The sequence below is a fragment of the Sphingobium sp. genome (assembly GCF_048594625.1).
Classification (GTDB): Bacteria; Pseudomonadota; Alphaproteobacteria; order Sphingomonadales; family Sphingomonadaceae; genus Sphingobium.
On sequence record NZ_JBMDWL010000133.1, the window covers coordinates 1 to 12,676 of the forward strand.

The 12,676-nt window shown below is 64.3% G+C and carries 13 protein-coding genes and 1 pseudogene; 11 read left to right on the plus strand and 3 right to left on the minus strand.

Annotation, left to right across the window (positions count from 1 at the left end; genetic code table 11):
* Positions 1-120: pseudogene (locus ACOJSJ_RS16850) on the plus strand (IS5/IS1182 family transposase); the annotation flags it as partial.
* A 93-nt stretch (positions 121-213) separates the two neighbouring features.
* Here the strand turns inward: ACOJSJ_RS16850 and ACOJSJ_RS16855 are convergent.
* Complete coding sequence (locus tag ACOJSJ_RS16855) at positions 214-1,593, minus strand: PLP-dependent aminotransferase family protein (protein ID WP_420146114.1); 1,380 nt, start codon at positions 1,591-1,593, stop codon at positions 214-216.
* Between the two features lie 300 nt (positions 1,594-1,893).
* On the opposite strand from ACOJSJ_RS16855, the gene ACOJSJ_RS16860 reads away from it, so the two are divergent.
* The 9 genes from ACOJSJ_RS16860 to ACOJSJ_RS16900 all read left to right on the plus strand — a co-directional run bounded on the left by ACOJSJ_RS16860 (position 1,894) and on the right by ACOJSJ_RS16900 (position 9,431).
* Positions 1,894-2,376, plus strand: a complete 483-nt coding sequence (locus ACOJSJ_RS16860) for an MSMEG_0572/Sll0783 family nitrogen starvation response protein (RefSeq protein ID WP_420146115.1) — start codon at positions 1,894-1,896, stop codon at positions 2,374-2,376.
* Positions 2,377-2,389: 13 nt separating this feature from the next.
* Complete coding sequence (locus tag ACOJSJ_RS16865; protein WP_420146116.1) at positions 2,390-3,445, plus strand: Nit6803 family nitrilase; 1,056 nt, start codon at positions 2,390-2,392, stop codon at positions 3,443-3,445.
* A complete protein-coding gene (locus ACOJSJ_RS16870) occupies positions 3,417-4,505 on the plus strand; it encodes an MSMEG_0568 family radical SAM protein (RefSeq protein ID WP_420146117.1) in 1,089 nt (362 codons plus the stop codon). The genes ACOJSJ_RS16865 and ACOJSJ_RS16870 overlap by 29 nt, the downstream gene beginning before the upstream one ends.
* Positions 4,505-5,047, plus strand: a complete 543-nt coding sequence (locus tag ACOJSJ_RS16875; protein WP_420146118.1) for an MSMEG_0567/Sll0786 family nitrogen starvation N-acetyltransferase — start codon at positions 4,505-4,507, stop codon at positions 5,045-5,047. The genes ACOJSJ_RS16870 and ACOJSJ_RS16875 overlap by 1 nt, the downstream gene beginning before the upstream one ends.
* On the plus strand, positions 5,044-6,012 hold the full coding sequence (locus ACOJSJ_RS16880) for a sll0787 family AIR synthase-like protein (RefSeq protein WP_420146119.1): 969 nt from the start codon (positions 5,044-5,046) through the stop codon (positions 6,010-6,012). Before ACOJSJ_RS16875 ends, ACOJSJ_RS16880 begins: the two co-directional genes overlap by 4 nt.
* On the plus strand, positions 6,005-6,292 hold the full coding sequence (locus ACOJSJ_RS16885; RefSeq protein ID WP_420146120.1) for an MSMEG_0570 family nitrogen starvation response protein: 288 nt from the start codon (positions 6,005-6,007) through the stop codon (positions 6,290-6,292). Before ACOJSJ_RS16880 ends, ACOJSJ_RS16885 begins: the two co-directional genes overlap by 8 nt.
* A gap of 17 nt (positions 6,293-6,309) precedes the next feature.
* Entirely contained in the window at positions 6,310-7,602 is a 1,293-nt protein-coding gene (locus ACOJSJ_RS16890) for an MSMEG_0569 family flavin-dependent oxidoreductase (RefSeq protein WP_420146121.1), read from the plus strand.
* A gap of 115 nt (positions 7,603-7,717) precedes the next feature.
* Positions 7,718-8,542 carry a hypothetical protein gene (locus ACOJSJ_RS16895; protein WP_420146122.1) on the plus strand — a complete coding sequence of 275 codons (825 nt, stop codon included), beginning with the start codon at positions 7,718-7,720 and terminating at the stop codon, positions 8,540-8,542.
* Between the two features lie 25 nt (positions 8,543-8,567).
* Complete coding sequence (locus ACOJSJ_RS16900; RefSeq protein WP_420146123.1) at positions 8,568-9,431, plus strand: Pnap_2097 family protein; 864 nt, start codon at positions 8,568-8,570, stop codon at positions 9,429-9,431.
* On the opposite strand, the gene ACOJSJ_RS16905 is transcribed toward ACOJSJ_RS16900, so the two are convergent.
* Both ACOJSJ_RS16905 and ACOJSJ_RS16910 read right to left on the minus strand, forming a co-directional pair.
* Complete coding sequence (locus ACOJSJ_RS16905) at positions 9,424-10,761, minus strand: sensor histidine kinase (protein ID WP_420146154.1); 1,338 nt, start codon at positions 10,759-10,761, stop codon at positions 9,424-9,426. The genes ACOJSJ_RS16900 and ACOJSJ_RS16905 overlap by 8 nt on opposite strands.
* A gap of 67 nt (positions 10,762-10,828) precedes the next feature.
* Positions 10,829-11,482, minus strand: a complete 654-nt coding sequence (locus ACOJSJ_RS16910) for a response regulator transcription factor (RefSeq protein ID WP_420146124.1) — start codon at positions 11,480-11,482, stop codon at positions 10,829-10,831.
* Positions 11,483-11,590: 108 nt separating this feature from the next.
* Here ACOJSJ_RS16910 and ACOJSJ_RS16915 point away from each other — a divergent pair, with 108 nt between their 5' ends.
* Positions 11,591-12,676, plus strand: a complete 1,086-nt coding sequence (locus ACOJSJ_RS16915) for an ABC transporter substrate-binding protein (protein WP_420146125.1) — start codon at positions 11,591-11,593, stop codon at positions 12,674-12,676.

Consider the following 12,676-nt stretch of genomic DNA (forward strand, 5'->3'; position numbering starts at 1 on the left):
GTCGAGGGCTTCTTCGCCAAACTCAAGCAATGGCGGCGCATCGCCACCCGCTACGACAAAATCGCTGCCAACTTCTTCGGCTTCATCAAACTCGCCAGCATCATGCTATGGCTCAAATGATTAAATCGTCACCACAGCCTAAATCAATTTCTTATGGCTGGCGGAACAATTGGGTGGGAATAAGAGGCCGGAGCCGCACGACACCCCGCCTCATCAGGCGAAGCTGGGGTCGTACGGGCTTTCATCCTCTATGACATGGGTTAGGAATTCCAAAGCCGTGCGGACTTCGGCGCGGCTGAGCACCCCGCCCAGCGACACGCGGACGGCTTCCGGCGGCGTATCGCCCACCACGAAGGCGTCACTGACGACCACGCTCATGTCCGACGCGCGCATTCGCGTGGTAAAGGCCGCACGCTGCCATGGCGTTGGCAGGGCGAGCCACAGATGGAACCCTTCCGGATGGGTGACATAGCTGTCAGGCGGCAGGATCTCGGACGCGATTTTCTGACGCGCGACGCACTCCTTTCGTACGGCGGCGATGACCGCTTCGGCCGTGCCATCTTCTATCCACTGGGTCGATAGTGCCGTCGTCAGAGGCGAAGCCATCACCGCCGCCGTGCGCAATATGCCGTTTACCGGCCAGAGCCGTCGCTGATCGGGCGCCACCAGATAGGCGATGCGCAACCCCGCGCCGATGCATTTGGAGAGGCTGGCGACATAATAGGTGATGTCGGGCGCCAGCGTAGCAAAGGCGGGCGGTGGTTTGCGAAGCAGCGCGCCATAGGCATCATCCTCTATGACCGCCATGCCATGAACACGGGCGGTTTCGATGATGGCGACGCGCCGCGCTTCGGGCATGGTCGACGTCGTCGGGTTGAGCAGCGTCGGATTGAGGTAGACCGCTTTCGGCTGATGGTCGCGGCACGCCTGCGCAAAGGCAGCCGGTTCGATGCCTTCGTCGTCAAGCGCCACGCCCACGAGTTTGATGCCCAGGCGTCCTGCTATCGCCTTAATACCGGGATAGGTCAGCGCTTCGCACAGCAGGACGTCGCCCGGTTGCAGCAGCGTCTGGAGGACCGACTGAAAGGCGAGATGGGTGCCGGGACAGATGACCAGCCGTTCGGGGTCCGCCAGAATGCCCCGCGTGGACAGGAAACGCGAAGCTGCCTCCCGCTGGACATAGGTGCCGCCGAACGCCTGATAGCGCAGCAGCGTCGGCAGGTCCGCCGCCACCTTCACCAGCCCGGCCTGCATGCGGTCGAGCAGGGCGCGGTCCTCCGGTTCTGGGGCGACGTTCATGGTGAGGTCCGCAACGGCAGGCCGGATCGATTGCCGCGACCGTCGCGGCTGGCCCGCGACAAAGCTGCCCTGCCCCACGCGCGATTCAATCAGGCCGCGCCGCTGTGCTTCCACATAGCCGCGGGCGACGGTGGTGAAATTGATGCCGAGGCGAAGGGCGAGGTCGCGTTGCGGCGGCAGCCGGTCGGAGACGCGCAACCGGCCGTCCCTGACATCCTGCGCGATGGCATCCGCTATCGCCTTGTAATGCGGTTTGCCGAACCGGTTGAGGTCCGGGGTCCAGTCATCGGACATGGAGCAGCCCCTTTTTGAGTCGGCCACCTTGTTGCAGTCAATTTCCATTCAATCAAGATCATAATTGAATGGAAATTTATATAATCGACCGCAAATCCAATCTGGCAAAAATCCTTAACTTCATACGTGTGCATTACGTAAATTTCCTTGCGTCGCTAAATAGGAACGCTTCATCGTGCATCATCGCTGAAATTGAATGCATTCAATCATCGTAACAGAAACACCATATTGACCGCTTTTTACAATACAGTCAGCCTGTCTTCGAACCCATACCGGGTCCACCCAGAACAGGAGTTCGACATGGCAGTCGTAAGCGCCCCCGCCCATCAAAAGGGCGATTTCTTCGTCGATTATGAGGAAAAGGTCTTTGAAGACGTAAAGGCCGAACCCGGCGAAAAGGCGCTGGTCACATTCCACACCGTCGCGTTCGAAGGCTCCATTGGCCTGGTCAACATGCTTCAGGCGACGCGGCTTCAGCGCAAGGGTTTCGACACCAGCGTCCTGCTATACGGCCCTGGCGTGACGCTGGGCATCCAGCGCGGCTTCCCCAAGCTGGGCGATGAAGCATTTCCCGGCCATCTGGCAGTCAACAACCAGATCGAGAAATTCATCGGCGAAGGGGGTAAGGTCTATGCCTGCCGCTTCGCGCTTCAGGCGCTGTATGGCCATGGCGAACCGTCGCTGATCCCCGGCATCAGGCCGATCGCGCCGCAGGATGTGCTCGACCTCATCCTGCTGCATCGCAAGGACAATGCCTTCACGCTCCACACCTGGACGCTCTGAAGGGAGCCGGTCGATGAGCGAGAAACGCATAGTCAGGGTCGCAGCGGCGCAGATCGCGCCGGTGCTCGACCGGCCGGGCGGCACGTTGGAAAAGGTGCTGAACGCGGTGGCCGAAGCAGCCGCCAAGGGCGTGGGCTTCATGGTATTCCCCGAAACCTTCGTTCCTTATTACCCCTATTTCTCGTTCATCGACCCGCCCTATCGCATGGGGGCCAAGCATCTGGCGCTATATGACGAAGCGGTCGTGGTGCCCGGCCCCGTTACGCAGGCGATGTCGGAAGCGGCGCGGCGTCACCAGATGGTGATCGTGCTGGGCGTCAACGAACGGGACGGTGGTTCGCTGTACAACACGCAACTGGTGTTCGACGCGGACGGGATGCTGGTGCTGAAACGCCGCAAGATCACCCCCACCTATCATGAACGCATGGTGTGGGGGCAAGGCGACGGCGCAGGACTGAAGGCGGTGGACACCGCCGTCGGCCGGGTCGGCGCCCTGGCATGCTGGGAACATTATAATCCGCTGGCCCGCTATGCGCTGATGACGGATGGCGAGGAAATCCACGCCAGCCAGTTCCCCGGATCCATGGTCGGCCAGATGTTCCACGACCAGATCGAAGCCGCCATCCGCCATCATGCCGCCGAAAGCGCCTGTTTCGTCGTCAATGCGACGGGATGGCTGACCGACGAGCAGCGCGCCGCGATCGCCCCGGACGAAGCCCATCGCAAGGCGATTTCGGGCGGTTGCCACACCGCGATCATATCACCCGAAGGGCAGCATGTCGTTCCGCCGCTGACGCAGGGCGAAGGATTGCTGATCGCCGATTGCGACATGGCGCTGGTGATGAAGCGCAAGCGGATGATGGATTCGGTCGGCCATTATGCCCGGCCGGAGCTGCTGTCCCTCCACCTCGACGACCGGCCTGCGCGCGGCATCGTCCGCACCAGTGCCTGCCCTTCTTCTTCTCACGATCGGGAGATCGACGATGGAAACATGCCCCAGCACGATGCCCAGTTCCCTGACAGCCAGGACGATCGCCGATTTGCAGTCGTTCGGAATCAGGCTGGCTGATCCCAGGGCCGGGGCGGCGAGCCGTCGCGGCGGCGCGGGACCATCCGATCACAAGGCCGTGACCATCGACGGCGTCACCGTCATGGTGCCGGTTCATACCGCCACCGCTTTCGATAGTCCCTTTACCGCCAGCACGCCCGACGCGCAGGGCGTTTCGGAGATTTCCTGCGAAGGGCAGAAGATCGGCCGCATCAGCTTTCCGCCGCAGCCCCATTTCTATGGGCTGAAGACCGCCGACGGCGTGCCCTATAGCCACATTGCGACGCTGCACGGCCGCGACGTGCTGGCCACGACCATCCTTCAGACCTGCATCCGTTATCAGAGCCGCACCAAAAGCTGTCAGTTCTGCGCCATCGGCCAGTCGCTGGCGGCGGGTCGCACCATCGCCCACAAGACGCCCGCGCAACTGGCCGAAGTCGCCAAAGCCGCGGTAGAACTGGACGGCGTCAAACATATGGTGATGACGACCGGGACGCCCCCGACCGACGACCGTGGCGCCGCCGTCCTGTGCGACAGCGCCCGCGCGATCAAGGCGGCGGTGAACCTGCCGATACAGGGCCAGTGCGAACCGCCCGCCGCCGACATCTGGTTCGAACGCATGCGCGATGCGGGGATCGACAGTCTGGGCATGCATCTGGAGGTCGTGACCCCGGAATTGCGCGCGCGGATCATGCCCGGCAAGGCGAGCGTGCCCGTCGAACGCTATATGACCGCGTTCGAAGCCGCCGTCCCGGTGTTCGGCCGGGGGCAGGTGTCGACCTATATCCTCGCAGGGCTGGGCGATACGCGCGAAACATTGCTGTCCATATCCGAACGGCTGGTCGCCATTGGCGTCTATCCCTTCATCGTGCCGTTCATTCCGATTTCGGGAACGCCGCTGGAGGATCATCCTTCGCCCTCGCCCGATTTCATGGCGTCGGTGCTGGAACCGCTGGCCCAGATGTTGAAGAATGGCGGCCTGGCATCGGAAAAGGTGAAGGCCGGTTGCGCCAAATGTGGCGCCTGTTCGGCGCTGTCCACCTTTGAAAAGCTGTTGAAGCCGGTGCGGGAGGCCGCGTGATGGAAATCATCGCCCCGCCCCCCTATCGCGCGCCCGATTATGTGATCCGTTTCGCCAGCGAGCCATGGGAACTGGCCGGTGCGGCGCGGTTGCGGGCGGCGGTTTTCTGCACCGAACAGGGCGTGTTCGACGGCCATGACCGCGATGTCATCGATGATGTCGCGATCCCGCTGGTGGCGATTTCCACCATCGCGGGGGAACTGGATCAGGTGGTGGGCACGGTGCGCATCCATGAGGCGGAACCGGGCATGTGGTGGGGATCGCGGCTGGCGGTCGCGGCCAGCCATCGCCGGGTCGGCACGCTCGGCCCCGCGCTGATCCGGCTGGCGGTGACCAGCGCCCATGCGATGGGGTGCGTGCGGTTCCACGCCCATGTCCAGTCGCAGAACGAACTGCTGTTCCGCCGCCTGCACTGGAAAAGGCTGGCCGAAATCGAACTGCATGGCATGCTCCACGCGCTGATGCAGGCGGACATGGCGCAATATCCGCCCTTTGCCGACGGGCTGACCGGATTTCGCGCAGAAATGCGGAGGGTGGCATGACCGACATCGCCAGTCTGGTCCGGATCATTCGCGACAGCCGGGGCCTGATGCACAAGGGCGACATCGCGCCGGTGATGCGGAGGCTGGGCATCGGCGGCGAAGGCGCGGTGCCGGTGGGCGACGATACCGCCGCGATCCCCGATGGCGATGGCCATCTGCTGTTCGCCATCGAGGGGTTCGTGGAGGATTTCGTCGCCGCCGATCCATGGTTTGCGGGCTATTGCGGCGTGATGGTCAATGTGTCGGACGTGCTGGCCATGGGCGGACGGCCGCTGGCCATCGTCGATGCATTGTGGTGCGATGGGGATGAAGGGGGCGCGCGGATATTGGCGGGCATGCGGGAAGCGGCGCGCCGTTACCATGTGCCGGTCGTGGGCGGGCACAGCAATTTGCGATCGGCGGCCGGACAGCTGGCCGTCGCGATACTGGGCCGGGCGGACGATCTGGTCACCAGTTTCGGTGCACAGCCGGGCGACGCCCTGTTGGTCGCCACCGACCTTGGCGGGCGTTTCCGCGATCCTTTCCCATGGTGGGATGCCAGCACGGGCGCCGATGACGCGCATATCGCCGGGCTGTTGCCGATCCTGCCGGACCTTGCCGCCGATAGCCTGCTGACCGCAGCCAAGGACATCAGCATGGCGGGCGTCGTGGGCACCGCCATCATGCTGGCGGACGCGTCGCGGGTCGGCATGACCATCGACCTTGACGCCCTGCCGCGCCCCGCCGGTCAGGGGCTGGAACGGTGGCTGACCGCCTTTCCCAGTTTCGGCTTCATCATGACGGCAAAGGGGCATGACGTGCCCCGGATCATCGAACGCTTCGCGCGGGGCGGCGTCGCCTGTGCGCAGGTCGGCACCGTGACGCAGGCGGACGTCGCCATCGCCCATGATGGCGAGGCCGCGACCGTATGGACCAGTCAGACGCCCCTTATCGGTTGCCATGCAAAGGAACCCGCCCATGCCTGAAATGACGTTCCGCATCTGCTGGCCCGACGGCGTGGAGGAGGATTGCTATTCGCCATCCACCGTCATCCGCGAGCATTTCACGCCCGGCACCGATTATCCGATCGCCGATTTCCATGCCCTGGCGACGACCGCGCTGGAAGCCGCCAATGCCCGCGTCCGCGCCCGGTTCGGCATGGGGTGCGCACAGGCAATGAACCAGATCGCGCAGATCGACCGGCGCGTCAGCCAGTTTGCGGACACGCCCGGCGCGACCGTGCGGGTCCAGAGTTTTCAACCATGACCGATGAGGAAACGACCATGTCCGTCGAAATCCTGAAGACCCCGCCGCGCCAGCATATGCCCGTCCTGATCGTGGGCGGCGGACAGGGCGGCCTGTCGCTCAGCTATCTGCTCCAGCAACAGGGGATCGAGCATCTGATCCTGGAAAAGAACCGCATCGCCCATAGCTGGCGCAACGAGCGGTGGGACAGTTTCTGTCTGGTCACGCCCAACCGCCAGTGTCGCCTGCCGGGCTTTTCCTATGCCGGGGAATATGGTGGCACGGACCCACACGGCTTCATGCTGAAGGATGAAATCGTCACCTTCCTCGAACGCTATGCCGCGATTGTCTCGCCGCCGATCCGCGAAGGCGTGGCGGTGACGAAGATCAGCGCGCGGCCGGGCGGTGGATTCGACGTACAGGCGACCGACGGCGCCTATACCGCCGACAAGGTGATCGTCGCGATCAGCGGATACCACATCCCCATCGTCCCGCGACCGGGCGCCGCCCTGCCTTCCGCCATCCACGAGGTCCAGTCGCTCGATTATCGCAGCCCCGACGCCCTGCCCGAAGGCGCCGTGCTGGTGGTCGGGTCCGGCCAGTCGGGATGCCAGATCGCCGAAGACCTGCATCTGGCCGGGCGCAAGGTGCATCTGGCGGTCGGCGATGCGCCGCGTGCTCCGCGCGTCTATCGCGGGCGGGATTCCACCGACTGGCTGGAGGAAATGGGCCATTATGACATGCCGATCGACGAACATCCGTCGTCGGCCAAGGTCCGGCAGAACGAGAATCACTATCTGACCGGGCGCGGTGGCGGGCGCGAGATCGACCTGCGCACATTCGCGCTTCAGGGCATGAAATTATACGGCATGCTGGATGCGATCGAAGGGCATCAGATACGGTTCAAGCCCGACCTGACCCATCATCTGGATCAGGCGGACGCCACCTTCATGCGCATCCGCAAGACCATCGACGCCTATATCGAACGCGAAGGGATCGATGCGCCGGCCGAAGCGGATTATGCGCCGCCATGGGCACCCGAAGAGGAGCCGACGAGCCTGGACCTGGCGGCCGAAGGCATCAGCACCGTCATCTGGTGCACCGGGTTTCGGATGGATTTCAGCTTCATCGACGTGCCGGTTTTCGACGGCCGCGGCTATCCCGGCCATCATCGCGGCGTGTCGAGCCATGACGGCCTCTATTTCATCGGCCTGCCATGGTTGCACACATGGGGATCGGGCCGGTTCGCGGGCGTGGCGCGCGACGCCGAACATATTGTCGACCATCTGACCAGCCGCATCGCATCCGCCGAAAGGCTGGCCGTAGGCTGACGAGATAGGGGAGAGGGGCGCGCGCCGACACGCCCGATAGCGGCCTGCGGCGCATGACATGTGACAATCAGGGAAAAGGGAGGCGACGATGCTATCGTTCGTCAAGGGAGTGGCTGTGTCCTGTTTACTGGCGGCAGGGACCGTCAGCACCGTTCAGGCACAGGAGGCGCCCGCCGATGGGCCGGTGCTGAACGGCAGTTTCGACCTGTGGGTCGGCAATGACTACATCACGCCCCACGGGCTGGTGGCGACGACACGCGGCGGATCGGTCCAGACCAGCGCGCAGGCGACGCTGACTTTGCCCTCGGGCATTGCCTTTACCGGCGGCGTATGGACCGATTTCAATCCCGGTTATGACAAGATCGGCAACACGACCCGCACGGTCAACGAAACCGATCCGTTCTTCGCCATCACCGTGCCGGTGACCAAAAAGCTGGCGCTGACCGCCAAATATATCGCCTTCGTCGGCAACAACCTGCCCGAAACCGCGCATAATGTCGCGCTGGTCGCCAGCTATGCCGACGGCAAGCCGGGGCAGGCCCTGACGATCAATCCCTATGCGGTCTTCTTCTACGAAGTCGACGGCAGTTCGGTGATCGGCGTGGGCAAGGGCGGCAAGACATGGGACGCATGGATCGGCGCGACGCCGACGCTGAAGCTGGATGGCGTCACCATCGCCGCGCCGACATGGGTCACCGTCGGTCCCAAAAGCTTTTTCGGGCCGATCGACGACGGCAATCTGGGCCTCGTCACGACCGGGCTGAAGGTCATCAAGCCCATCGACCTTGGTCCGCGCGCGGGCAAATGGTCGATCTACGCTACGGCCCAATATTATCATCTGGCCAACGACAATCTGGTCCTCGTCAAATCCGCGATCAATCGCGGCGATACCGGGCGCGATCACCTGCAATTCGGTGTCGGCCTGAACGTGGGGTTCTGACCATCATCTCAAAGGAAATGACGACATGAACATGGCCGTTCCCGCCCTGAACATCGGCGATCCCGCGGACATCGTCCATAGCTCCATTGCCTGTCAGCTGCGGCTGGGCATGCCGGAACTGTGCCGGACCGGCCTGTCGGAAACCTGGCTGGTCCGCATGTGCGGGCATCTGCATTGGCAGGCGCTGGCGCAGGCGCATGGCATCGACCAGCCGGTTTTTCGAAACAGTGAAGGCGCCCGGCTCTACCCCGCATTCCGGGTGGTGCGCGTGCTGGACGGGCGGCTGGAGGAAGCCGGCGAAAATGACCTGCTGGACATGGTGCTGACGCTGCGCCGGACCAGCAGGGCCGGTTTCGACAGCGAAGTCGCGCTGACGGTCGCGGGCCGCCACATCGCAACCGTCACGATCGAAAGCGCCTTCATCCTGCGCGCGGTCGAAGGGGTCAATCTGTCGGCGCGGCGCGGCACGGTGGCGCAGCCCTGCCTGTTGTCCCCCACCACCACCGACAGGCCATCGCGCCCGGACATGGTGTGGCCGGAAGGCCCCATACTGTCGGAAACCATCATCGACCCGACACCGCATGAAGATTTCAACGGTGTCGGCATGCTCTATTGCGCGTCGTTCCAGGCGATGCTGGACCGTGCCGAATGGCAATGGTTCCGGCATAGCGATCCGTTGACGACGACGCGGTCGCGCATGATCCAGTTTCTGGGCAATATCGAGTTGGGCGACCGGGTGCAGGCGACATTGCACCAGATCGAAAGGCACGGCGATCGCCTGACCCATCATATCATGTTGCGCAGGGTCAGCGATGGAACGCCGATCGCAAAGGCCGTGACGGAGCGCGCCATGGTGCCCGCGACGGACCTGATCCGCCGGATTAGCTGACGAGGTCCAGAGCCGGGAAAATGACCGAAATATGCGTGCCGGGGCCGCGCGGCGCGATGGCGACGCTGGCCCCCATGCGCGACGCCGCCGACTGAACGATGGCAAGGCCCAGTCCCGTGCCATCCGCGCCATCGGGACCTGTCGCGCGAAAGAAACGTTCGAATATCCGGTCATGATGTTCGGGCGCGATGCCCGGCCCGTCGTCGCCGACGGTCAGCCGCACATGCCCTGGTTCGCGCGACAGGGTGACGGTGACCGTGCCGCAGCGGCGATTGTAGCGAATGCCGTTGTCGATCAGATTGGCGATGATTTCGAACACCAGCGTGCGATGTGCCTGCACCCGATAGGCATCGCCATCATCCGATTCGAGGTCGAGTTCGACCTGGGCCTGTATCGCCTGATTGATGAGGCGGCCGATGACCGCGCTGCTGACTTCGCGCAGATCCACGATTTCCAGCGGCGGTGATACGCCGCCCTCCTCCGCACGGGCGAGCGCCAGCAATTGCGTCACCAGCCGCTCCAGCCGCTGCACGGCGTCGGCGATTTCATCCAGCGCGGCGGACGATCCGCGCCGGGCCAGTTCCACCTGCACCTTCAGCACCGACAGCGGCGTGCGCATCTGGTGCGAGGCATCGGCGGTAAAACGCCGCACGCCGCCCGTCGCCTTGTCCAGCTGCGCCAGCAGATGGTCGAAGGCGGTTGCGAGCGGGCGCAATTCGTTGGGAAGCGGCCCGGCATCCAGTGGCGAGAAGTCCGGGCGCGTGCTCGAATCGCGCACCTCCACCGAACGGCGCAGCCGCGCGAGCGGCCGCAGGCTCCAGCCCAGCGCCGGGCGCAGCAGCAGCACCGCCACGCCGACCAGCGCCACTTCCCCCAGCAACAGCGCATAGATCAGCCGCTGCGCCAGCGCCTTGCGATTGTCGAGCGTTTCGGCGACCTGCACGATGACCGGCTGCGCGATCCGGGGCAGCATCCGCTTCACTTCGGCGATGCGGATGCCCTGATCGCGATAGCGGGCGAAGCGGAAACGCGGCTGATCCACGATCATCGTCGCGGGATCGGGCGCGGGCAGATCGACATAGCCGGTCAGCAGTTCAGGCCCCACGGCAATGCGGTAATAGACATTGTCGCGTTCGCTGTTTTCCAGCATGCCAAAGGCGGCGGGCGGCAGATCCAGCGTCACTTCGCCGCGTTCGACCTGCACCGTTTCGGCAATGGCCCCCAGCGCGCCGCCCAGAACACGGTCGTTGGTCCGACGCACGACGTCCGAAATCAGGGTCGCGCCGCCCACGCCGATGATGGCCGCCGCGCCCAGCAACGGCCCCAGCATCGCCGCCAGCAACCGCGTCCGCAGCGCGATGGCATGCGCCTTTCCCGGCCCCCTGATCGACCCCACCCTAACCGGCATCAAGCATATAGCCGACGCCGCGCACGGTGCGGATACCGGGGCCATCGGGCGCCAGCTTGCCGCGCAGGCGGGTCACATGCACCTCTATCGCATTGCCGCCAACCGGCTCATCGAAACCGAAAACCTCGCCGATCAGCAATTCGCGCGGCACCACCTGCCCCGCCCGCGTCGCCAGCGATTCGAGCACCGCCAGTTCGCGGCGGCGCAGGTCGAGCGCGCGCCCCGCCACATCCGCAGCCCCGGTCGAACGGTTGATGGTCAGCGTGCCGACGGCAAGTTCCGGCGTCGGATCGCCGCCGCGCCGCCGCCCCAATGCGCGGACGCGGGCCTCCAGTTCCTCCGGATCGAAGGGCTTGCGCAGATAATCGTCGGCGCCAAGGTCCAGCCCGCGCACCCGATCGTCCAGCGCATCGCGCGCGGTGAGCATCAGCACCGGCACCTTTTCCCCGCGCCGCCGCAGATCGGCCAGCACCGCAAAACCGTCCATGCCCGGCAGGCCGACATCGAGAATCACCAGCGCATAGGGTTCGCTGCCCACCACGGACAGTGCGTCTTCCCCGGTCGCCACATGGTCCACGGCATGGCCGCCCGCACGAAGCAGGGCGGAAATGCTACGCGCCAGCGCGGCGTCATCCTCGATCATCAAAATCCGAATGGGGCACCTGATGCTGAAAGGTTGATGACAGCTTGGCTACGTAACTGACCCGTACATCTTATCCGACGACAGAAACGGAAAAGCAAAGGACGGGTGATGCGAAGGGTTATTCAGATAGTTGCGGGCTTGGCAAGCATGGGGGCCAGTTTGGCGATCCCGACCGCAACGGCGGTTGCGGAACGGCCGACCGGCTATCCGCGATCCTATGACCAGCTGATCGCCGATGCGCGGGCCGAACGGCAGGTCATCGTCTATGCCAATGCCGACACGTCCGAAATGGCGCCCGTCATCATCGCGTTCCAGCGCCGTTACCCCGGCGTCACCGTTCGATATGCCGATCTTGGCTCCAACGAAATGTATCGCCGTTTCGTCACCGAATCGCGGACGCGCAAACCGTCGGCCGACATCGTCTGGTCTTCGGCGATGGACCAGCAGGTGAAGCTGATCAACGACGGTTATGCGCAGACCTATGCCAGCCCCGAAAAGCCTGCATTGCCGGCGTCGGCGGTCTGGAAGAACATGGGTTTCGGCGTCACCGCCGAACCGATCGCCTATGCCTATAACAAAAAAGCGATTCCCAATCCGCCGCGCACCCGCGCCGGGCTGGAAGCGATGCTGCGCAAGGATCGCCGCGCGCTGACGGGCAAGGTGGCGACGTTCGATCCCGCCCGGTCCAACACCGGCTATCTTTATCTGACGCAGGATTATGCCATCACCCGCGACACGAGGTCGCTGGTGGAAGCGATGGCGGCGACCAGGCCCCTTCTGTCGATCACCACCGAACCCATGCTGCGCGGGGTGGCCGAAGGCAGGCTGTCGATCGCCTATAATGTGATCGGTTCCTATGCCATGGAGCGCGCGCGTCGCGACCCGCGCATCGGCGTCATCTTCCCGCAGGATTACACCATCGTGATGTCGCGCATCGCCTTCATCGCGCGGGAGGCGCGACATCCCGCCGCCGCCAAACTCTTCCTCGATTTCCTGCTGTCGCGTCAGGGCCAGTCCCTGCTCGCCCAGCACAGCCTCTGGCCGGTGCGCACCGACATCAAGGGGCGCCGCCTGCCCGCTGCCCAGGCCCGCCCCGTGCGCGTCGGCCCGCAGCTTCTCGTCAATCTCGATCGCCTGAAACAGCAGCGCTTCCTGCGCGAATGGAACGCGATCCTCGCTTCTGGAGCCCAATAA